Raw genomic sequence first — 22,491 nt, forward strand, 5'->3', positions numbered from 1 at the left:
CTCACCGACCACCGCGCGGGCGGCCGGTGCGACGGGGTCACGGCTGCCAGCCGCGGGCGAGGAGAGCGCGCCGCACGGCGGTGACGAAGTCGGTGAAGTCGCGACGCACCTGCTGCACCGTCGCCGGCAGCACGACCCAGCCGGCGGCGACGAGCTGCCGGCGACTGTAGCGGCGCAGCAGGTCAGGGTCGATGTCGTCAGCCCAGCGCGACTGGTCGCCGGGGCAGAGGCCATCCAGCTCCACCGCCACCTGAAACTCCGGCCAGGCCACCTCTGGGTGCAGGACCCGGCCGGTCGGCAGCTCCACCGGATGGCGGGCGACGGGGCGGGGGAGCCCGGCGGTGACCAGCCGGATGCGCAGGCGGGACTCGATCGCGGAGCGGGCGCGGGGATCGGCCAGCTCGAAGACCCGCAGGGCCCGGCTCCGGCTGGAGTGGTGGGCGTGGCGGTGAGCCACCTCGGCGAGGTCGGCCGGCTCGATCTGGCCATGGCCGAGCAGCCGGTCGACGATCGACACCGCGTGGGTCAGCTCCAGCCAGCAGGCGACATCCCACACCGTGCGGGCGGGCGTGGTGCGGCGCAGCCCGTCGCGCGCCTCCACCTCGTCTGCCTCGACCTCGGCGGCGTGGACCCGCAGCCCTTGGTGGGACCGGAGCCGCAGGTCGGGCGGGATGATGGCGTGAACGTCGTCGTTGTAGCCCGCAGCGTGCTCGACACCGTGCAGGTAGGCCGCCGAGGGGCCGGCGAACACCGCGCTCACCGGCAGCCGCAGCGCCGTGGCCCGGCAGGCCAGCAGGTGGTCGAGCTTGATCCGCGAGTCGGCGTAGACGTCGTGGCGCACCCGGACCCAGGATGTGCTGCGCAGCTGGTATGCGGAGACCAGCTCGCGCTTGACCGCGTCACTGCCCCGGAAGACCTGCCACTGGAGTGGTCGTGGCCGGTGGGATGTGCGTGCCATGCCGCCCAGGATCGCGAGCCGTGGGCGTGATCAGTACCGCCTGTGGACAACCTCGGCCGCTTGATCCACTGTGGCCTGTGGATAACTCGGCGACGCTCCCGAGGGTCGGTATGATGCCCGGCTCAGCTCAGCGCCTCGGCCACCGCTGCCGCCGCCGATACCACCTGCGGGCCCACCAGGTCGGAGTCGAGCGGGCTCAGCGCGACCACGCCGACGCTCGCCTCCAGGCCCTCCAGCCCCAGCACCGGCGCCGCCACGCCGTACGCGCCCGGCTGCAACTCGCCGCTCGTCGTCACCACGCTCGCGTCACCCTGCCGCCCGCCGAGGATCGCCCGGCCGGCCGCGCCCCGGTCGAGTGGATGGCGGGAGCCGGCCCGGTACGCCACGTGGAACGCGGTCCAGCTCGGCTCCACCACGGCCAGCGCCACCGCCTCGCCCCCCTCCGCGATGGTGAGGTGCGCGGTCGCCCCCACCGCCTCCGCCAACCGCCGCAGTGGCGGGCGGGCCGCGTCGGCGAGGAGCGGCTGGGCCCGGTTGGCCAGGTGTAGCAGGCCCGCGCCGAGGCGTAGCCGCCCGCGCCCGTCCCGCCGCACCATGCTGTGCTCGACCAGCGCGCCGACCAGCCGGTACACCACCGCGCGCCCCACCCCGAGCCGCGATGCCGCCTCCGTGACGGTCAGCCCGCCGGGCGCCTCGGCGACGAGGTAGAGCAGGCGCAGGCCCCGATCGAGGGTCTGCGCGGTCTCCGGTGCACGATCGGCGTGGTCCACAGGTGTGAGCCTACGAAAACGGGCCGTAGGCGACCGCTACCCTTGCATGGTGACGCTACGCCTGTATGACACCGCCACCAGATCGGTGCGGGACTTCGTCCCGCGTGAGGCCGGCCGGGTGGGGATCTACCTGTGTGGCCTCACCGTGCAGTCCGAGCCGCACATCGGCCACCTTCGCTCCGGCGTCAACTACGACGTGTTGCGCCGGTGGCTGTTGCGCGCCGGCTACGAGGTGACGTTCATCCGCAACATCACCGACATCGACGACAAGGTGCTGGCCAAGTCGATCGAGTACGGGCGGCCGTTCTGGTCCATCGCGTACGCCAACGAGATCGTCCTCGCGGCGGCGTACCGGTCGCTCAACGTGCTCCCGCCGACGTACGAGCCGCGGGCCACCGGGCACATCCCCGACATGCACGAGCTGATCGAAAAGCTGATCGCGACCGGGCACGCCTACGTGGCCGCCGACGGCTGCGGCGACGTCTACTTCGACGTGCGCTCCTTCCCGGCGTACGGGTCGCTCTCCGGCCAGCACCCCGACGCGATGCAGCATCCCGACGACGGTTCGGTGCGGGCCAAGCGGAGCCCCAACGACTTCGCGCTGTGGAAGGGCGAAAAGCCTGGCGAGCCGGCCGACGCCACCTGGCCCTCGCCGTGGGGTCGCGGCCGCCCCGGCTGGCACATCGAGTGCTCGGCCATGTGCTGGCGCTACCTCGGCGCCGAGTTCGACATCCACGGCGGCGGGCTCGACCTGACGTTCCCGCACCACGAAAACGAGATCGCCCAGTCGCGCGCGGCCGGGCTGCCGTTCGCCCGCTACTGGGTGCACCACGCGCTGCTCAACCTCGGCGAGGCCAAGATGAGCAAGTCGCTGGGCAACGTCATCGACCTCGACCACGTGGCGGCGATGGGCATCCGCCCGATCGAGTTGCGCTATTACTTGCTCGAGTCGCACTACCGCTCGCGCATCGACTACAGCGACGAGCACCTGCGGGAGAAGGCGGTGGCCCTCCGGCGGATCGAGGGCTTCGTGCAGCGGGCGGTCGACCGCGTGGGCGCGGTGCCCGCCGCTGAGCTGCCGCCGGCGTTCGTCGCCGCGATGGACGACGACCTCAACACCTCCGCCGCGCTGGCCACCCTTCGCGACGTGGTCCACCACGGCAATTCGGCGCTCGACACCAGCGACGAGACGGCGATCCGGGAGGCGCTGGCATCCGTTCGCGGGATGCTCGGCGTGCTCGGCATCGACCCGCTCGACGACGCGTGGGGCGGCGGGGGCCAGGGGGATCACCTCAAGGAGGTCGTCGACTCCCTCGTCGCGCTCGCGCTCGACCAGCGCGCGCAGGCCCGGGCCCGCAAGGACTGGACCGCTGCCGACGCCGTACGTGACCAGCTCAAGCAGGCCGGCGTCATCGTGGAGGACACACCGGCCGGACCTCGATGGACGGTGGACGATGGCCGGTAACTCCCAGCGGCGCGGCCGGCGGGTCACGCCGAAGAAGGGCGCCTCGGCCGGCTCCGGCGGCAAAAACCGGGCCGGGCTCGCTGGCAAGGGGCGCACGCTGCCCGCCGACGAGCGGCCGTGGCACAAGGCTTACTCCGGCACGGAGAAGCTGCCGCAGCGCACCGCGTGGAAGCAGGAGAAGGAGCGCCGCGCGGCCTCCGAGGAGGGGCGGGCTCCCAAGATCGGCGTCCCCGGCACCAAGGACACCACATGGGGCCGCGGCACGCAGGGCGTCAAGCCGACCAAGCGGGGCGGCGGTGGCGGCCAGCCGGCCCGCCGCGGCGGCCCCAAGGTCGCGCCTGGGCGCAAGTCGGTGCCGGCCAAGGGGGCGCCCGAGCTGCTCGTCGGCCGCAACCCGGTGGTCGAGGCGCTGCGCGCGCAGGTGCCGGCCACCGCGCTGTACATCGCGCTCGGCATCGAGATCGACGACCGGGTCAACGAGCTGGTCCGCACCGCCGCCGACCGGGGCATCCCGATCCTGGAGGTCAGCCGCGCCGAGCTCGACCGGATGACCGGCGGCGTGCTGCACCAGGGCGTCGGGCTCCAGGTGCCGCCGTACTCGTACGAGCCGTTCGAAGATCTGCTGGTCGCGTCGGCGGAGGCCGTGGCGCCGCTGATGGTCGCGCTCGACGGGGTCACCGATCCGCGCAACCTGGGCGCGGTGATCCGCTCGGCGGCCGCGTTCGGCGCGCAGGGGGTCTTCCTCCCCGAGCGGCGGGCCGCGAGCATGACCGCGACAGCGTGGCGCACCAGCGCGGGCGCCGCCGCGCGCATGCCGGTGTCCCAGGTGACCAACCTGACCCGGGCGATCAAGGCGTGCCAGCGGGCCGGCTTCGTCGTGATCGGCCTTGACGCCGATGGCGAGACCGATGTGTACAACCTCGAGGCGGCCGTCGGCCCGGTGGTGGTCGTGGTCGGCTCGGAGGGGCGTGGCCTCTCCCGCCTGGTCGGCGAGACCTGTGACCTGCGGGTGAGCATCCCGATGGCCTCCACGGTCGAGTCACTCAACGCGAGCGTCGCCGCCGCCGTGACCCTCGCCGAGATCACCCGCCGCCGCGCCGCGGGCTGAGCCCGCTCCGACACGGGCTGAGGCCACGCTGAGCCCGTGCCGCAGCGCGGCCGAGGTCGCTCGGCGTCGCGGGCGAGTCAGCTCCCAGCGGTGCCGATCACGGTGGGCTGAAGGTCCGGACACGAGGCGTGTGCCGAGGCCGGGAGCGTACGTCGCCGCAGCCCAGCGCCAGTCGATCACGACACCAGCGTGAGCGGGCAGGGCTGCGCGGCCCCCGTAACATGCTTTGCCGGGGATACCCGCACCCCCGTGAGGAGCGGCAGAGATGGCAGGCCCGGACGGCGGTTACGCGCTCGGCGTCGACGTCGGCACGTCCAACACTGTGGCCGTCCTGCGCTGGCCCGACGGCCGCACCCGCCCGCTGCTCTTCGACGGGCAGCCGATCATGCCGTCGGCGGTTTTCCTCGACGACGCGGGGCTCCACGTCGGCCGCGACGCGCAGCGGCTGGCCCAGGGCGACCCGTCGCGGTACGAGCCCAACCCCAAGCGCCGGGTCGACGAGCCCAGCGTGCTGCTCGGCGGCCGCGAGGTGCCCACGGTCGACCTACTCGCGGCCGTGCTCGGCGCGGTCGCGCGTACGGCGGTGGAGGCGGTCGGCTTCCTCCCGCCGGCGGTGGTGACCTACCCAGCCGCGTGGGGCGCGCGCCGCCGCGACGTGCTGGCCGCCGCGATCGCCCGCGCCGGCTGGCCGCCCGTTGGCGAGCAGGGCACGCGGCTGGTGCCCGAGCCGGTCGCCGCCGCCCGCTACTTCGCCGAGGTGCTGCGCCGGCCTGTACCGGTCGGTGCCTCGCTCGCGGTCTTCGACTTCGGCGGCGGCACGCTCGACATCGCGGTCGTCCGCAACGAGGGCACCGGCTTCGCGGTCGTCGGCTCGGGCGGCGTCGCCGAGCTGGGCGGGCTCGACCTCGACGCGACACTTGTCGATCATCTCGGCCAGGTGCTCGCCCCGGTCCACGGCCAGGCATGGCAGGCGCTGGCCCAGCCGGCCACGGCAGGGCAGTGGCGCAGCCGCCGGCAGTTCTGGGACGACGTGCGCGGTGCGAAGGAGATGCTTTCCCGCACCGCGGCGGCGCCCGTGCCGGTGCCCGGGATCGACCAGGCCGTACACCTCACGCGGGAGGAGCTGGAGCGGCTGGTCACGCCGCTGCTGCGCCAGGGCGTGTACGAGGCGGCCTCCGTCATCGGCGCCTGCGGGCTCACCCCGACCCAGCTCGCCGGCCTCTTCCTGGTCGGCGGCTCGTCCCGCGTACCGCTCGTGGCCCGCCTGCTCCACGCCGAGCTGGGCATCGCGCCGACCGTCCTGGAGCAGCCTGAGCTGCCGGTGGCCGAGGGGGCGCTCGCCGAGCTGGCCCCGCGCGCCCGGGCGGTCGCCACCGTGCCCACCGCGACCGCGGCCGTCGCACCGCCCGGGCCGGCTCCCACCGCGGGCACCGGGCTGCCCGTGTCGTCGGTGCCGGTGTCGCCGTCCGGGTCGCCCGTCTCGTCCGTACCCGGGATGTCGGTCTCCCCGGCCCCGGCGGGCATGTATCCGCCCGGCCCGCCCGCGGTGCCACGGACGCCGCGCCCGTTCTATCGCCGTCCGGTCCTGTGGATCGCCGCCGCGGTGGTCGCGCTGGCCGGCGTGGTCACGGCCGCGGCGCTCGTGCTGCTCGGCAACGAAGAGGTCGACTTCCAGCCCGTGGCCGAGGTGGGACGCGTCCGGTCCACGGACAAGCAGCCCTACTACGTCTACACCGAAATGGTCGGCGACAATGCCTACCTGGCGTTCGAGCGGGACGACAACGACCGGCTGGAGATCATCTCCGTCGACCCCACCACCGCCAAGGAACGCTGGCGCGTGCAGACCGAGAGCGCTGCCGACCGGTGGGACGGGATCAGCGCGCTGCCCAACGCCGTGCTCGCGTTCCAGAGCAGCAGCATCTCCAGCACCGAGATGCGCGACATGGCGGTGCACAGCCCAGACGACGGGCGGCAGATGTGGCACCGCCTGATCCGGCCGGACGACAACGTGTACCCGTTCAAGGACGTGCTGGTGCTTGCCGACCGGGGCGAGCAGCGCCTGCTCGGGCTCGACATCAAGACCGGCACCACCAGGTGGGAGCGGCAGAATCCGGGCAAGTCGGATGGGCTCACCGGCACGGCGATCTACCCGGTGCAGACCGTCGCGGACGTCTCCGGCCCGGCCAACGCGAACGGCCGCCCCTTCGCGCCGGTCATGGACGATGACCAGCGGTTCGTGCAGATTGGCGCGGACCGCTCGGCCACCGTGATCGACGCCGTCCGGGGCACCGAGCTGAAGAAGCGCACCAACGTGGCCGACCCGAGCGATGGCGTGGTCGCGTACAACGGGCGGCTGCTGGTCTCCTCGGCGCAGGACGGATACCGCCTCTCCGGGTACGACCTGGAGACGATGGGCGAGCCGGTCAACCTCTACACCGCGCCCGACGACCGGTACCGGCTCGACCTGTTCGCGATGTGCGGCAAGACCCGGGCGTGCCTGCTCGACTCGATCGGCTCCGACAGCAAGTCGACCTCGCTCGTCGCGATCGACCTGGAGAAGGGCGGGCAGCTGTGGCGCAGCCCCGCGCCGGACGCCGACGTGATCCTGCACCTCGGTGAGCAGGAGGTGGTCGCCCGGTCGAGGAGCGGCGACTACCGGTTCCGGGTCTTCAACCGGGACGGCAAGGAGGTCCTCGACCGGGAGGGCGCGGCGGGCCGGGTCGACGCCGCCAACCTGCTGCTCTTCGAAGAGATCAGCTCCATCGCCGACGACTACAGCCTCGCTGGCCTGCACGTGGGCTCGACCGACGTGATCGAGATGGGGCAGCTCAAGGACGTGAAGACCGACAGTTGCTCGTGGAACGTGAAGTTCATCGTCTGCGCCGGTCGCTCCGACTTCGTAGTCGCCCGGTTCGCCCGGGATTAGGGGCCTGTTTCATAGCGGTCTATTTCAAGGGACGGATATGGGCTGCCGCGACGCTCGTCGTGGTCCAGACCGCTGCTCCCGCAGCCTCACCCATCGCAGTCTCAAGCCCTGGCTCCGGTCGCTGCGCGTCCGTGGCGATTCTTTGACCCGCCGGAGGGCTCTTTCGGGGAAACAGCCCTTTGCCGGCGGCGTGAGAGGGCTGCTTCCCGGAAGTAGCCCTCTCGATGTCGTGGGGCGAGGGCGGGTTTGGTTGTGTACCGCGGAGGGTGCGGCTGCGGGAGCGGCGGTCTGGAGCGCGGCGGACATCGCGGTAGCCCAGGTCTATGCCTTGGAATAGATCCTCTTTCAAAGGGCATGGCCGCCCAGACGACCCTTAGGAGGCTGGGAGCCGCGCGGCCCTACGTGGCGAGCGTGCCGTTTGCCTGGTTGAGAAACTGCTCGGCCGCGGCCTTGGGCGACCGCTTACCAAGCTGTACGCTCTCCGCCGCCGAGGTCAGGAGTGAACGGATCTTGGCGTGCCCCCTCGGCGGTGGCGCGGGCGCGGCGCCGAAGCGTGGCGTGATCGCGTTTTCGAAGTCGATCGTGGCGCGGGCCGCGGGGTCCTTCAGCTCCTCGCTGACCACGCGCCGTACCTCGGTGTTGGGGCTCAGACCTCGCTCGGTGCCCAGGATCTTGCCCGCCTCCGGGTCGTTGACCAGGAAGTTCATTACGTCGACGACGACATCGGGATGGCGCGTGCCGCGGAACCCGGACCAGTACATCGAGGCGCGTGCCCACTGCCCCTTCGGATCGCCGGGGTAGGAGACCAGCGCCAGCTCGTCTTCGGTCTTGCCCTGGAGCTCGGGGAGCTGGTTGGACCACATGAAGCTGGTGGCCGCCCGGCCGGTCACGACGAGCTGCTTGGTCACGTCGCCGCCGTTGGCCTCCTTGATCACCTCGGGCGGGGGCGCGGCGCCGCTCTTCCGGGCGTCCTGCCACATCTCGAACCACGTGGTCAGGTCGGCGGCGGTGAAGCCCATCTGCTTGCCCGCGTACAGCTCCTTGCCCTGCGCGCGCAACCACAGCCAGAACGCCTTGTAGTCAGCCGACGGGTCCATCGTGCCGGCGACCCGGCCCTCGGTGGCCTCGGTGATCTGCGTGGCCCAGGCGAAGAGCTGCTCGTACGTCATGCCGACGGTGGGCTCGGGCATTTGGAGCTGGCGGACCAGGGTGCGGTTGTAGACCATCGCCGGCGTGTTCTCGGCGCCCGCGACGCCCACCGTGCGGCCGCCGACCTGCCCGTACTTGGCGAGGCTGTCGGGGAGCCTGCTGACGTCGAGCGCCCCGCTCGTCACGTATGGCGAGAGATCGAGGGTCACATTTCGCTCGGCGTACTCGGTCAGGTAGTTGTCGTCGATCTGGAACATGTCCGGCGCGTCCGGCCCGGCTGCCTGAGTGGCCAGGTTGTCGTAGTAGCCCTGGTTGCCCTGCCAGTGGGTCTTGAACGTGACGTTGGGATGGCGCGCGGTGTAGAGGGCCAGTGCCTGCTCGGTCATCTCGGCCCGCTTGTCGCCGCCCCACCAGAAGATGTTGATCTCGACCTTCTGGTCCTGGACCTCGGTGTCGTCCGAGTCACCGCCGCACCCGGTCGTGGCGAGCAGCGCCGCCGCGGCCAGGCATCCGATCGCGCGCATCCCGATAGTCATCCGCACGGATATCGACCTTAGGGCGCGATTCCTCCTGGTGGGAGGGCCATACGGACGACTCGTGATCAGGGTGCCCAGCGTGGACACCCTGATCACTCAGCGCAGTGGGAGTCGTCGCGCGACCGCGTGCATCGCGAAGATCGCGTATCCGGCGAGCACCGGTACCAGTACCGGAATGATCATCAAGCCCAGCGCCACGACCAGCGCGACCACGCCGGCGCACGCCAGCACGGCGGACGGCCGGCGCTGTCCGTGCGCCAGCGCCGCGCGGGCGGCGGCACGCCATCCCGCGCCGCCCGCCTTGCCCATCTCGACCACCGTCAGGCCGGCCAGGCCCGCCGCCCCGATCATGACGACCAACGTGGGTACGGCCAGGGCCACGCCGCCCGGCACGACGCCGCGGGTGATCGCGGCGAGGTTGAGCAGGAGCAGCGCGCCGCAGAAGGCGCCCAGCAGTGTGGGTAGGACGCCCGGCAGCAGCCCGCGGACGAAGCGGCCGAGGGTGACGCGCACCCCCGGCCACCGCTCGTCGGCGGACCAGTCGTGCAAGGCGGCGCTGGCGGCCGCCACCGCCGCGCCCGCTGTCACGATGCCGAACGAGCCGACCGTCACGAGGATGCCGAGCAGTGCCAGGTCGCTGGCGTTGCGGAACGTGTCCCGCCAGCCACCGTGCACCATGCGCGGCGCGTCCTCGGTCGTCATGTCGACGCTCACCCCTTGAGCCCGCTCGTGTTGATGCCCTCGACCAGCATCCGCTGGAAGGCCACGAAGAACAGGAACACCGGCAGCAGCGAAAGCACCGACATCGCGAACATCGGCCCGATCGAACTCTGCCCGCTGGAGTCGATGAACAGCGTCATCGCCACCGGCAGCGTGTAGTCCCTCAGGTCGGACAGGTAGACGAGCTGCCGGAAGAACTCGTTCCACGTCCAGATGAACGAGAAGATCGCCGTGGTCACCAGCGCCGGGCGGCTGAGCGGCAGCATCACGTACCGGAAGATGCCGAACGGGCTGGCCCCGTCGATCTTCGCAGCCTCGTCCAACTCGCGCGGGATGCCCCGCATGAACTGCACCATGAGGAAGACGAAGAACGCCTCGGTGGCGAGGAACTGCGGCACCAGCAGCGGCACGTACGGCCAGTCGCCGCCAACCCAGCCGAACTGCTTGAACAGGATGTACTGCGGCACGGTCAGTACGTGCTGCGGCAACAGCAGCGTGCCGATCATGATCGCAAACCAGAAGCCGCGCAGCGGGAACCGCAGCCGCGCGAAGGCGTACGCCGCGACGAGGCACGAGGCCGCGTTTCCGATGACGGTCAGCAGCGCCACCATCGTGCTGTTGAGGAAGAAGCGGGTGAAGCTGACGTCGAAGTGGTTCCACCCCTTGGTGTAGTTGCCCGGGGTGAACTCCTCCGGAAGCAGGCCGGTGTTGCTCGCGATCTCCGGCTGCGACTTGAGCGAGGTGCCGATCATCCACAGCAGCGGGTAGAGCACGATGCCGAGAATCGCGAGGAGGATCAGTGTGCGTACGATCCCGCGCCCGACACCGGAACCGCGGCGGCTCACCGCGATCGTGTGCGCGCTCATCAGCGGTCATCTCCATCCGAGTAGTGCACCCAGAACCGCCCGGTCGAGAAGAACACGGCGGTGATGATGCCGATCGCCAGCAGGAACACCCACGCCATCGCGGACGCGTAGCCCATCTCGTAGTCGGTGAAGCCCTTGATGTAGAGGTTGAGCGTGTACATCAGGGTGGAGTCGACCGGACCGCCCGTGCCGTTGCTCAACACGAAGGCGGCGGTAAATCCCTGGAAGCCGTTGATGGTCTCCAGCACCAGGTTGAAGAAGATGACCGGCGAGAGCATCGGCAGCGTCACGCTGAGAAACTGGCGCAACCGCCCGGCACCGTCGACCGACGCGGCCTCGTACAGCTCGGTCGGCACCTGCTTGAGCCCGGCCAGGAAGATGACCATCGGCGCGCCGAACTGCCAGATGGCGAGCACCATCAGGGTCTCCAGCGCCCACGTCGGGTCGTTGACCCACGGCTTGCCCTCGATGCCGAAGAAGCTGAGGAAGCCGTTGAAGGCGCCTTCCCGGTTGAACATGTTCACCCAGACGATGGCGAGCGCGACGCTGCCGCCGATGAGTGAGGGCAGGTAGAAGAGGCCCCGGAAGAGGCCCACGCCGCGCCACGCGCGGTTGAGCAGCAGTGCGACGCCGAGCGCCGCCGCGAGCTTGAGCGGCACCGCGATCAGCGCGAAGGAGACGGTCACCGTGACCGACCGCCAGTACGACGGGTCGTTGGTGAACATCCGCTTGTAGTTGTCCAGCCCAACCCACTCGACCTCGCTCAGCGGGCTGAGGATGTCGTAGTTGGTGAAGCTGATGTAGAGCGACAGGAGCATCGGCACCGCGGTGATGGCCATGAGACCGATCAGCCATGGCGACAAGAAGACGTAACCCGCCGCTGCCTCGCTACGCCGGCCGCGCCGGGACCCCCGCCGTTTGGCGGGGATCCCGGGGGCCCGTTTCGCGCGTACCGACGGCTGTTCTGCCGTGGTCAACGCCACGAGCGAACTCCTCTCCGTACCAGCGCCGGGCTAACCGAGCTTCGGTTGGACGACGGCAAACAGGTCGGCGGCGGCCTTCTCCGGCGTCGCCCGTCCAAACTGGACGTTCTCCGCGGCCTTGATCAGCTCGGAGCGGAAGGTGCTGTGGCCCTTCGGCGGCACCTGCGGGGCCTTGCCGAACTTGGCCGCGAGGTCGTTCTCCACCTGGATGGAGAGCTTCATGTTGGCGTCGGTCACCGTGTCGGCGAACGCGGTGCGCAGGTCCAGGTTGGACGGCAGGCCGCGGTCGGTGCCGAGGATGTTGACGGCCTCCTGGTCGTTGAGCAGGAAGTTGATCACGTCAACGGCGGTGTCCTTCTTGTCGCTGCTACGCGCCACGCTCCAGTACATCGCGGCGCGGGCCCACTGGCCGCTCGGGTCGCCCGGGTAGGCCACGACGCCCAGCTCGTCCTTGGTGTTCTTCTTCAACTCCGGCATCTGGTTGGCCCAGACCCAGGAGGTGCCGGCCTTGCCGGTGACGACGAGCTGCTTGCTGATGTCGGTGACGTTGCCCTCGTGGATCACGTCCGGCGTCGGGGTCGCGCCCTTGTCCCGAGCGCCCTTCCACAGCGCGAACCACGCTGCCAGGTCGGCCTCGGTGAAGCCGAGCTGCTTGCCGTTGTACAGGTCCTTGCCCTGCTGGCGGATCCACACCCAGAACGCCTTGTAGTCGGCGCTCGGGTCCTGCGTACCCGGGATCTTGGTCTTCTGGGCAACCTGCGCGGCCCAGTCGATGTGCTGCTCCCAGGTCTGGCCGGTGGTCGGCTCGGGCAGGCCGTTCTTGGTCAGCAGGGTCTTGTTGTAGACGAGACCCTGCGTGTTCTCGCCGGCCGCGATGCCCATCAGCTTGCCGTCGACCGTGCCGTACTCGACAAGGCTCGGCGGGAACTTCGAGACGTCGAGCTTGCCGCCCTTGAACTCGGTCAGGTCGGCGGTCACGTTGCGGGTGGCGAAGTCGGCGAGCATGTTGTCGTCGAGGGCGAACAGGTCGGGCACGTCACCGCCGGCGGCGAGCGTGGCCAGCTTGTCGGCGTAGCCCTGGTTGGCCTGCCAGGTCACCTCGAACTCCACATTGGAGTGCTTGGCCTTGTATGCGTTGAGCGCGTCTTCGGTCAGCTTGGCGCGAGCCTCGCTGCCCCAGTAGAAGACGGAGAGGCGGACCGGGGCATTGGGGTCGGTGCTGCCGCCTTCCTCCTCGTCGCCGCAGGCGGCGGCGCCGAAGACCAGCGGAATCGCAATGGCTGCCGCGGCGAACCCGCGGAGCAGGCGGCGTCTGTGCGTACGCAAGCCGGGGTGCATTCTCGAGTCACTCCTTGACAGTGTGCGGTTTGCCCGTTGGTGCTGGGCCTGTCGAGTCGCGGATCACCAGTTCGGTCTGGAGCGTTACCTGTGCGGTGGTGCGACGGTCGTCGCCGTGCTGAAGCAGCATGTCGACGGCCGCCCGGCCGGCGGCCCCGGTGGGATTGGCCACCGTCGTCAGCTTGGGCCGGGTGAGGCGGCTCAGCGAGATGTCGTCGATGCCGACGACGCTGACCTCCTCCGGGACCCGTACCCCCTGCGAGTCGAGCCCTTCGATCAGGCCGATCGCCATGAGGTCGTTGTAGGCGAGCACGGCGGTGGCGCCGAGGCGGCGGACGTGCTCCGCTTGGCCGGTGCCGCCGTGCTCGGTGGGCTGGTTGGGGCCGAGCACGGTGAGCTCGGCGTCGGCCGCCCGGGCCGCCATGGTGGCAGCCCGGCGGATCTCGCGGCTGGTCCACGAGCCGCGCGGCCCGCCCAGCAGGGCAATCTGCCGGTGGCCGAGGCTCGTGAGGTGCTCGACCGCGAGGCGGGCGCCCTGGCCGACGTCCATCACCACGGACGGCAGGCCGGTGACCTGCCGGTTGATGACGACGAGGGGCACCTCGCGGCTGAGCTGCTCGATCAGGCTGTTGCTCATGCGTGGGCTGCACAGCAGCACCCCGTCGACCTGCTTCGCGAGGGCGTGTACCAGCTCCTCCTCGACCGCCGGGTCTTCGTTGGTGTCGGTCACGAAGATGTGGTAGTCGCGGTGGCGTGCGGCGCTCTCCGCCGCCTTGATCAGGGGCGGGAAGAACGGGTTGGCGATGTCGGCGACGATGAGGCCGATGTTGTGTGTGCGCCCGGTGATGAGCGCCCGGGCGGCCCGGTTGGGGCGGTAGCCCAGGTGCTCGGCGCAGGCCAACACGCGGCTGCGGGTCTCCGGATTGACCAGGTGCGGCGCCGAGAACGTGCGCGACACGGTGGAGATGTGCACTCCCGACGCACGCGCGACGTCGCGAATCGTGGCTGGCACGCGCACTCCTCTCCGTGTGTCGCCGGTCACTCAGGTGGGCCAATTAATGCAAACGGTTGCTCACGTGTCAACGGGCTGAGATTGCGGGTTCGTTACGACGGGTTGGTTGGAAAGCGCTTGCTTCAGGCGTTCAACGCGACATAGGCGGACATTTCTCCACCAGCGTTGACTCCTCGTGGTCTGCCATGGCACCTTGCGTCTGCAAACCTTTGCATACCAAGAGAGGATGCTCGATGCCGGATCAAGCGCCGCGACGGCGTCGCTACGCCCTCGTCGGCACCGGCTCCCGCGCGGAGATGTTCGTCCGGTCTTTGCACGACCACTCCGAGTCGGCCGAGCTCGTGGCGTTCGCCGACGTCAACCAGTCCCGGATGGACGCGCACAACGCCTGGCTCGCCACGGCCGGCGCGTCTCCCGTTCCGACGTACCGGGCAGGCGACTTCGCGATCATGCTGGACAAGGAGCGGGTGGACGTCGTGCTGGTGACCAGCGTCGACCGCACCCACGACGAGTACATCGTGGCCGCGCTCCAGGCCGGATGCGACGTGGTGACCGAGAAGCCGATGACCACCGACGTGCCCCGCTGCCAGCGCATCCTCGACGCGGTCGCGGAGACCGGCCGCCAGGTGACCGTCGCGTTCAACTACCGGTACAACCCGCTGCACGAGAAGGTGCGCGAGGTCCTCGCCGCCGGTGAGATCGGTGAGATCGGCTCGGTGCACTTCGAGTGGCTGCTCGACGTGCGGCACGGCGCCGACTACTTCCGGCGCTGGCACCGCGACAAGGCCAACTCCGGCGGCCTGATGGTGCACAAGGCGAGCCACCACTTCGATCTCGTCAACTGGTGGCTGGACGCGGTGCCCGTCGAGGTCATGGCGTACGGGCGGCTCTTCTTCTATGGCGCGGAGGGGCGACGCCACGGGTACGCCCGCGACTATGACCGGGCCCACGGCGCGACCTCGGCGGCCGACGACCCGTTCGCCATCGATCTCGCCGCCAACCCGCACCTGCGCGCGCTCTACCTCGACGCCGAGGCTGAGGACGGCTACCACCGCGACCAGAACGTCTTCGCCCCCGGCGTGACGATCGAGGACGACATGTCGGTCCTCGCCCGCTACTCCTCCGGCGCCACGATGACCTACCACCTGACGGCGTACTCGCCGTGGGAGGGATACCGGGTCATGTTCAACGGCAGCCGGGGCCGGCTCGAGCTGCATGTGGTGGAGAACGACTTCGTCAGCCCGGCCGGGGCGAGGGGCGTCAAGGGCGCTCTGCACGGCGTCGAGGCGGCGATCGAGGCGGGCTCGACGAGGATCACCGTGCATCCGTTCTGGGAGCAGCCGCGCGAGGTGCCCGTACCCGGACACACGCGCGAAGGCCACGGAGGCGCGGACGCCCGCATGACCGCGGTGCTGTTCGGCGGCGAAAATGACCCCATGGGCCGGGAAGCGAGTGCCCGCGACGGCGCGTTGGCGCTGCTCACCGGCTTGGCCGCCAACCGATCGTTCGAGACCGGTCTGCCGGTCCAGGTCGCCGACCTGCTCACCGCCGACCTCCTTCACCTTGCTTAGGATTCACCTTGCTTAGGAGCCCGACGTGACCCGAGCCGACCTGCTCTTCCCGTCCGAGCCCACGCAGCGAGCCATCGCCCGGGAGCTGTACGCCCTCGCGAAGGACCAGCCGATCATCTCGCCGCACGGGCACGTCGACCCCGCGATCCTCGCCGACGACGCGCCGTTCCCCGACCCGGCCCAACTGATCATCTGCCCCGACCACTACGTCACGCGGATGCTGCTCAGCCAGGGCGTGCCGCCGGCCTCGCTGGGCGTACGCACGCTGGACGGCGAGCCGTACGAGACGGACGGCCGGACGATCTGGCGGACGTTCGCCGCGCACTGGCGCCTCTTCCGGGGTACCCCCTCCCGGCTCTGGCTGGAGGAGACGTTCCGCGAGGTCTTCGAGGTGACCACCCCGCTCGGGCCGGAGACCGCCGACGAGGTGTACGACGCGATCGCCGCGAAGCTGGCCGAGCCGGAGTTTCGCCCCCGGGCGCTCTTCGAGCGGTTCAACATCGAGGTGCTGGCCACGACCGAGTCGCCACTGGACGACCTGGGCCGGCACGCGAAGCTCGCGGCCGACGGCTGGGGCGGGCCGGGCGGGCGGGTCATCACGACGTTCCGGCCGGACAACGTGGTCGACCCCGAGTTTCTCGATCCGGTGAGTGGCACAGCGTGGGCCGACAATGTCGCCCGGCTTGGCGAGCTGACCGGTGAGGACACCGCCACCTACCTCGGCTACCTCGCGGCGCTGCGCAAGCGGCGGGAGGCGTTCATCGCCGCCGGCGCCACGTCCTCCGACCACGGCCACCTCACCGCCCGCACGCTCCTGCTCGACGAGAGCGAGGCGGCGGCGCTCTTCGAGGCACACCTGCGCGGCGAGGGCGACCCGGAGAAGGCCGAGGCGTTCCGCGCGCACATGCTTGTCGAGCTGGCCCGGATGTCCATCGACGACGGCCTGGTCATGCAGTTGCACCCCGGCTCGGTCCGCAACCACAACCGCTGGCTGTACGGCCGGCACGGGCGGGACGTGGGCGGCGACATCCCGCAGGCGACCGACTACGTGCACGGGCTGGCGCCGCTGCTCTCCGCGTACGGCAACGACCCTCGGCTCCGCCTCGTCGTGTACACGCTGGACGAAGACACGTTCACCCGCGAGCTGGCGCCGCTGGCCGGTGGATACGCCGCCATGTACCTCGGTGCGCCGTGGTGGTTCCTCGACTCGCCGGAGGTGCTGCGCCGCTTCCGGGAGGCGGTCACCGAGACCGCCGGTTTCTACAACACCTCCGGCTTCGTCGACGACACGCGGGCCTTCTGTTCCATCCCGGTACGCCACGACGTGGCCCGCCGGATCGACGCCGGCTTCCTCGCCCGGCTGGTGGCGGAGCACCGCCTGCCACTGGACGAGGCGGCCGAGACGATCGTCGACCTCGCCTACCGACTGCCCAAGGGGATCTTCCGACTGTGAACGCTGTGATCACCGGTCTTGACGTCCACGACGTCCGGTTCCCGACCGCCGACGCGGGAGACGGCTCCGACGCCATCAACCGCGGCGACTACTCGGCGACCTATGTCTCCCTCACCACCGACGCCGGAGTGGAGGGAGCCGGCTTCACGTTCACCAACGGACGGGGCAACGAGATCACCTGCGCCGCCGTGCGGGCGCTCGCCCACCACGTGGTCGGCCGGTCCACCGCCGACATCTTCGCCGAGCCGGTGGCGTTCTGGCGCTCGCTCTCCGCCGACGTCCAGCTGCGCTGGCTCGGGCCGGAGAAGGGCGTCATCCACATGGCCACCGGCGCGATCGTCAACGCCGTCTGGGACCTGCGGGCCAAGCTCGAGGGCAAGCCGCTCTGGCGGTTGCTCGCCGAGATGCCGAGTGACGAGTTGGTCCGCAACGTCGACTTCCACCACATCACGGACGCGCTCACGCCGGACGAGGCCGCCGCGATCCTCGACAAAGGGCTCTCCGGTCTGGACGATCGCCGCGCCGAGCTGGAGCGGGACGGCTTCCCGTCGTACACCACCTCGGTGGGCTGGCTCGGCTATCCCGACGAGAAGGTGCGGTCGCTGACCCGGCAGGCGTACGCCGACGGCTGGCGGGCGATGAAGATGAAGGTCGGCGGCCCGATCGACGACGACGTGCGCCGCGCCCGGATCATCCGCGAGGAGATCGGCCCGGAGGCGCTGCTGATGATGGACGCCAACCAGGTGTGGGACGTCGACGAGGCGATCTCCAACATGGCCAGGCTGGCGGAGTTCGACCCGTACTGGATCGAGGAGCCGACGCACGCCGACGACGTCCTGGGACACGCACGCATCGCACGAGCGGTCGCGCAGCTAACCAAGGGGCGGTGCAGGGTCGCCACCGGCGAGGTGGCCGCCAACCGGGTCATCTTCAAACAACTGCTCCAGGCCGAGGCGATCGGCGTGATGCAGATCGACGCCTGCCGCGTGGGCGGGGTCAACGAGGTGCTCTCCGAGATCCTGATGGCGGCCAAGTTCGGCGTGCCGATCTGCCCGCACTCGGGCGGCGTGGGGCTCTGCGAGTACGTCCAGCACCTCGCCGTCTTCGACTACCTGCGGGTCGGCACCTCCCTGGAGGGTCGCATGGTCGAGTACGTCGACCACCTGCACGAGCACTTCATCGACCCGGTGCGCACCAACGGCGGCCGCTACCTGCTGCCCGAGGCGCCGGGCTACAGCGCCACCATGCTTGCCGCGTCGATCGCGGAGTACACGTTTCCGCACGGTCCCGTGTGGAGCGCTCGGTGAGCGAACTCGCGAGCGAACCACGAAGCGCACGGCGGCTCGGCCTCAGCTCCTTGCGCCAGGTGCCGGTCGAGAGCCGGCCGCGTGTGCGGCCCGGCACCGTGCCGGCCGGCATCGTCCACCTTGGACTCGGCGCGTTTCACCGGGCGCACCAGGCGGTCTACACCGAGGCGGCGGTCGCGGAGGCGGGCGGCGACTGGGGCATCCTCGGCGTGGCCCCGCGCAGCACGGACGTGGTGGAAGCGCTTGCCGCGCAGGACAACCTGTTCAGCGTCACGTCGCTCTCCAACGACGAGTCCCGCACCCACGTGGTCGGCGCGCTCGCCGGCGTCTGCCACGCGGCCAGCGACCCGATGGCGGTGGTCGCGCGGCTGGCCGACCCGGCGATCCGGGTCGTGACGCTGACGGTGACCGAGAAGGCGTACCAGATGGATCCCGCGACCGGCCGGCTGCGGCCCGACCCGGCCGTGGCGGCGGACCTGGTGGGCGACGGCCCGCCGGCGACCGTGCCCGGGCTGCTGGTGCGCAGCCTGATCGCCCGGGCACGGGCCGGCGCCGGCCCGATCGCGCTGGTGAGCTGCGACAACCTCCCGTCCAACGGAAAGCGCCTGCACGGCCTGGTCACACAGGCGCTGGAGTACGGCGGCACCGAGGACGCGCTCGTCGAGTGGGTACACGCCAACGTGACGTTCCCCGGCACGATGGTCGACCGCATCGTGCCGGCCACCACCGCACAGACGCTGGCGACGGTCGAGCGCGCGCTGGGCGTCTCCGACCGGGCCGCGGTGGCCGCCGAGCCCTACCAGCAGTGGGTGATCGAAGACGACTTCCCGGCCGGGCGCCCCGCCTGGGAGCGTGCCGGCGCGGTGCTCACCGATGACGCCAGCCCGTGGGAGCGGCTCAAGCTGCGCGCGCTCAACGGCGTGCACTCCGCCATCGCGTACCTGGGCGCGCTCGCCGGTCGGGAGACGATCGCCGAGGCGCTGGAGATCCCCGGTATGCGGGCGACGCTGCGCCGCTTCGTCGCGGAGGACGTCGCCGGCAGCTTCACTCCGCCGGACGGCGTCTCGGTGGTCGAGTACGGAGACTCGGTGCTGGATCGCTTCGCCAACGCGGCGATCCGGCACCGCACCATCCAGGTGGCGATGGACGGCTCGCAGAAGCTCCCGCAGCGCGTGCTGCACACCATCGCCGACCGCCGCGCGGCCGGCGCGGAGCCGAGGTGGGGCGCGCTGGTACTCGCGGCGTGGATGCGTTTCGTCCAGGGCGAGAGCGACGCGGGCGTGGCGCTGCCGCTGGACGACCCACTGGCCGACCGGATCCGCACGGCGCTCGCCGAGGGCAAGCCGACCGCCGAGGGCGTGGTCGACGCGCTCTTCGGGCTGAGTGAGGTCTTCCCCACCGAGCTGACCGCCGACGACACCGTGCGGCAACTCGTGGCAGGCTGGCTCGGCGCCCTGGAACGCCACGGCGTCGAGCCACTGCTGCGGGAGCTGCCATGAGCGAGAGTCGCGAGGCTACGGATCTTGACCTGGGCGGTGGCCGTGCGCCGAGTGACGGAGCGTGGTTGGCTCAGGGCGAGAGTCGCGAGGCTGCGGGCCTTGCTGCGGGCCTTGGCCACGGCGGGCGCGTGCCGTGCGGGCGGGTCGCGCTGATCGGCGCGAACGGGCATGGCCGCTGGCACCGGCGGCAGATCCCCGCGCTGCGCGAGGCGGGGGTCGCCGAGCTTGTCGCGCTCGTCGACGTACGCCCGGTGGAGCCGGGGCCCGACTCGGTGCCGCACTTCACCGACCATCGCGAGATGCTGCGCGAGACCCGGCCGGACGCGGTCGTCATTTGCACGCCGCCGCACACGCACCGTCCGATCGCGACGGACGCGCTCCGAGCCGGTGCCGACGTGCTGCTGGAGAAGCCGCCGGTCCTCTCGCTCGCCGAGCACCGCGCGCTCAGCGAGGTGCTGGCCGAGACCGGGCGCGCCTGCCAGATCGGCTTCCAGGCGCTCGGCTCGGCGGCACTGGCCGAGCTGCGGCGCTCCATCGCGTACGGCGTGGTCGGCACGGTCACCGGTGTCTCCACGGTCGCCTCCTGGCAGCGCGACGACGCCTACTACCAGCGTTCGCCGTGGGCCGGAAGGCGCACAGTGGACGGACGACCGGCGCTCGACGGCGCGCTCGCCAACCCGCTGGCACACGCCTGGATGCAGTGCCTGGCCATCATGGACGACGACCCGCCGGTCGGCGTCGAGCTGGAGCGCTACCGCTGCCGCGACATCGAGGTGGACGACACCGCGACCATGCGGATCACGCTCGCCTCGGGGCGGCCGATTCTCGTCGCGGTGACCCTGTGCGGCGAGGAGAAGATCGAGGGCGAGGTCATCGTGCACGGCACGGCCGGCAAGGCCGTACTCGAATATCCGACCGACCGGCTCAAGCTGCCCGGAGACGCCGACTTCCGTGCGATTCCCGGCCGGGCGAGCCTCCTGGAAAACCTCCTTCGGCACCGCGCTGACGGCACTCCGCTCATCGTGCCGCTGGCGCGTACTGAGCCGTTCACCGCGGTGCTGGACGTGCTCAACTCGGCTCCCGTGCCGGCGTTCCTGGGCGGCGACGTGGTCGTCGAGGAGGGCGAGACGCCGGCACGCACAGTGATGATCCGGGGCGTCGACGCGGCGCTCCGGCAGGCGGCGGAGAGGCTGGCTCTGCTGTCGGAGGTGCCGGTGCCGTGGGCGGTGGACCCGCATCGCGTGCGCCTCACGGCAACACCGGAAACCGAACTGCAAACCACGGAGACAACCGTTCGGTAAAAATCGGACGGGACACCAGCTTTCTCGGCAATTCGTCGCCGAGCAATTCGCCCTTGCCTGGTTTTACTGCAAAATACCTGCAAACACAGGGCATTGACACTCTTAAGCGCAAATACCTACTTTTTCGTTAAGTAGATTTCGGCTTCGTTACGAGATCCGCAAACGAGAATCGGGCAACCGCGGAGAGTGCGATGCAACTTAAGAGATTGGCCGCTGCGGCGGTCGGTATCGGTCTTGTCGCGGCGCTGGGTCCTGTGGGCCCCGCATGGGCCGGCGGCAGCCGCCATAACGACAAGCACATCCTCAAGCTGGGCCGGCAGGTGCTGCCGGCCAAGGACGGCTGGGCCGCCTCCGGGCCCGGCACGACCGGCGGTTCGGCTGCCGCCAGCGGCGAAGTGCACTATGTGGACACTCGCGCCGAGCTGATCGACGCGCTCGGCGGCGACAACGCCACCAACCGCACCAACGCCACGCCGAAGATCATCATCGTGCGCGGCGACATCAACGGTTTCGAAGGGCTCCCCGGCCGCTGTGACGACCTGGCCGACCCGGCGTACACGCTGGACGCCTACCTCGCCACGTACGACCCGGCGGTGTGGGGGCGGGTCAACCCGAGCGGGCCGCTGGAGGAGGCGCGCGTGCGCTCGGTGGCCAACCAGACGCGCTACACGCAGATCAACGTCGGTCCCAACACGACCATCATCGGCCAGCGCGGCGCCAAGCTGGAAAACCTCACGCTGATGGTCGATTCGGCCAACAACGTGATCGTCCGGAACATCAACTTCGTCGACGCCTTCGACTGCTTCCCGGCCTGGGCGCCGACCGACGGCGAGGCGGGCAACTGGAACTCCCAGTTCGACCTCATGTCCGTACGGCGCAGCGAGAACGTATGGGTCGACCACAACACGTTCACCGACGGCGACAACCCGGACAGCGGCCAGCCGCTCCACTTCGGGCGCCCGTACCAGGTGCACGACGGCTCGCTCGACATCACGCACACGGCCAGCCTGGTCACCGCGTCGTACAACCGCTTCGTCAGCCGCGACAAGGTGATGCTGATCGGTTCGTCCAACACGGTCGGGCCGGACGTCGGGCGGCTCAACGTGACGCTGCACCACAACGTCTTCGACGGCACCTTCCAGCGGCTGCCGAGAGTGCGCTTCGGCCAGGTCGACGTCTACAACAACTACTACAACCTGGGCGGGGACGGCTTCGCGTACGCCCTGGGCGTCGGGGTCCAGTCGGCCATCTACGCGGAGAACAACTACTTCGCGCTGGAGGACGGCGTCGCGACCGAGGACATCCTCTACGACTGGGGCGGCACCGCAATCACCGAGAAGGGCAACTGGGTCCGCGCCGGCTCCAGCTGGCCCAGGCAGGTGAGCCTGCTCGGCGCGTACAACGCGACCCACGATCCCGACCTCGGCGCCGACGCCGGTTGGAAGCCGACCCTGCGGCACGGACCGGTGCTCCCCGCCCCCCTCGTCCCCCTCGCCACGCTGGCGCTGGCCGGCGCCCGGCTGTGACAG

The 22,491-nt window shown here is 70.5% G+C and carries 17 protein-coding genes; 9 read left to right on the plus strand and 8 right to left on the minus strand.

The features are described 5' to 3' along the window. Positions 1-37: 37 nt before the first annotated feature. Positions 38-958, minus strand: coding sequence for a type IV toxin-antitoxin system AbiEi family antitoxin (locus ACFFIA_RS38520; protein ID WP_377261206.1), 921 nt, complete (start codon positions 956-958; stop codon positions 38-40). 122 nt (positions 959-1,080) lie between these two features. Beyond that, on the minus strand, positions 1,081-1,728 hold the full coding sequence (locus ACFFIA_RS38525) for a helix-turn-helix domain-containing protein (RefSeq protein ID WP_377261208.1): 648 nt from the start codon (positions 1,726-1,728) through the stop codon (positions 1,081-1,083). A gap of 49 nt (positions 1,729-1,777) precedes the next feature. Between ACFFIA_RS38525 and cysS the strand changes: the two genes are divergently transcribed. The 3 genes from cysS (at position 1,778) to ACFFIA_RS38540 (ending at position 7,227) form a co-directional block, all read left to right on the plus strand. Next, complete coding sequence (gene cysS, locus ACFFIA_RS38530; protein ID WP_377261210.1) at positions 1,778-3,193, plus strand: cysteine--tRNA ligase; 1,416 nt, start codon at positions 1,778-1,780, stop codon at positions 3,191-3,193. Then, the gene (gene rlmB / locus ACFFIA_RS38535) at positions 3,183-4,301 is read left to right on the plus strand and encodes a 23S rRNA (guanosine(2251)-2'-O)-methyltransferase RlmB (protein ID WP_377261212.1); all 1,119 of its coding nucleotides are present in this window, start codon (positions 3,183-3,185) and stop codon (positions 4,299-4,301) included. The genes cysS and rlmB overlap by 11 nt, the downstream gene beginning before the upstream one ends. 265 nt (positions 4,302-4,566) lie before the next feature. Further along, the gene (locus ACFFIA_RS38540) at positions 4,567-7,227 is read left to right on the plus strand and encodes an Hsp70 family protein (protein WP_377261214.1); all 2,661 of its coding nucleotides are present in this window, start codon (positions 4,567-4,569) and stop codon (positions 7,225-7,227) included. A gap of 398 nt (positions 7,228-7,625) precedes the next feature. Here the strand turns inward: ACFFIA_RS38540 and ACFFIA_RS38545 are convergent, their stop codons facing one another. From ACFFIA_RS38545 to ACFFIA_RS38570, 6 genes are all read right to left on the minus strand, one after another. Next, a complete protein-coding gene (locus ACFFIA_RS38545; RefSeq protein WP_377261385.1) occupies positions 7,626-8,912 on the minus strand; it encodes an ABC transporter substrate-binding protein in 1,287 nt (428 codons plus the stop codon). A 96-nt stretch (positions 8,913-9,008) separates the two neighbouring features. Further along, the gene (locus ACFFIA_RS38550) at positions 9,009-9,614 is read right to left on the minus strand and encodes a hypothetical protein (RefSeq protein WP_377261216.1); all 606 of its coding nucleotides are present in this window, start codon (positions 9,612-9,614) and stop codon (positions 9,009-9,011) included. 8 nt (positions 9,615-9,622) lie between these two features. Further along, positions 9,623-10,498: a carbohydrate ABC transporter permease gene (locus ACFFIA_RS38555; protein ID WP_377261218.1), complete on the minus strand. Its 876-nt coding sequence runs from the start codon at positions 10,496-10,498 to the stop codon at positions 9,623-9,625. After that, entirely contained in the window at positions 10,498-11,481 is a 984-nt protein-coding gene (locus tag ACFFIA_RS38560; protein WP_377261221.1) for a carbohydrate ABC transporter permease, read from the minus strand. The genes ACFFIA_RS38555 and ACFFIA_RS38560 overlap by 1 nt, the downstream gene beginning before the upstream one ends. 30 nt (positions 11,482-11,511) lie before the next feature. Beyond that, positions 11,512-12,819 (minus strand): ABC transporter substrate-binding protein, encoded by a 1,308-nt coding sequence (locus tag ACFFIA_RS38565; RefSeq protein ID WP_377261223.1) that lies wholly within the window; start codon positions 12,817-12,819, stop codon positions 11,512-11,514. Positions 12,820-12,826: 7 nt separating this feature from the next. After that, positions 12,827-13,831 (minus strand): LacI family DNA-binding transcriptional regulator, encoded by a 1,005-nt coding sequence (locus tag ACFFIA_RS38570; protein WP_377261226.1) that lies wholly within the window; start codon positions 13,829-13,831, stop codon positions 12,827-12,829. A 233-nt stretch (positions 13,832-14,064) separates the two neighbouring features. Between ACFFIA_RS38570 and ACFFIA_RS38575 the strand changes: the two genes are divergently transcribed. The 6 genes from ACFFIA_RS38575 (at position 14,065) to ACFFIA_RS38600 (ending at position 22,488) form a co-directional block, all read left to right on the plus strand. Further along, positions 14,065-15,402, plus strand: coding sequence for a Gfo/Idh/MocA family protein (locus ACFFIA_RS38575; protein WP_377261229.1), 1,338 nt, complete (start codon positions 14,065-14,067; stop codon positions 15,400-15,402). Between the two features lie 25 nt (positions 15,403-15,427). Next, a complete protein-coding gene (gene uxaC, locus ACFFIA_RS38580; protein WP_377261232.1) occupies positions 15,428-16,855 on the plus strand; it encodes a glucuronate isomerase in 1,428 nt (475 codons plus the stop codon). Next, a complete protein-coding gene (locus ACFFIA_RS38585) occupies positions 16,852-18,162 on the plus strand; it encodes an enolase C-terminal domain-like protein (protein WP_377261234.1) in 1,311 nt (436 codons plus the stop codon). The genes uxaC and ACFFIA_RS38585 overlap by 4 nt, the downstream gene beginning before the upstream one ends. Continuing rightward, positions 18,159-19,661, plus strand: a complete 1,503-nt coding sequence (locus ACFFIA_RS38590; protein ID WP_377261236.1) for a mannitol dehydrogenase family protein — start codon at positions 18,159-18,161, stop codon at positions 19,659-19,661. The genes ACFFIA_RS38585 and ACFFIA_RS38590 overlap by 4 nt, the downstream gene beginning before the upstream one ends. Further along, positions 19,658-20,962 carry a Gfo/Idh/MocA family protein gene (locus ACFFIA_RS38595; RefSeq protein ID WP_377261239.1) on the plus strand — a complete coding sequence of 435 codons (1,305 nt, stop codon included), beginning with the start codon at positions 19,658-19,660 and terminating at the stop codon, positions 20,960-20,962. The genes ACFFIA_RS38590 and ACFFIA_RS38595 overlap by 4 nt, the downstream gene beginning before the upstream one ends. A 191-nt stretch (positions 20,963-21,153) precedes the next feature. Further along, positions 21,154-22,488 (plus strand): pectate lyase family protein, encoded by a 1,335-nt coding sequence (locus ACFFIA_RS38600; RefSeq protein ID WP_377261241.1) that lies wholly within the window; start codon positions 21,154-21,156, stop codon positions 22,486-22,488. Positions 22,489-22,491: the final 3 nt, after the last annotated feature.

Origin of the sequence: Phytohabitans kaempferiae (assembly GCF_042433955.1) — a bacterium.
In the GTDB taxonomy this organism is placed as follows: Bacteria; Actinomycetota; Actinomycetes; order Mycobacteriales; family Micromonosporaceae; genus Phytohabitans; species Phytohabitans kaempferiae.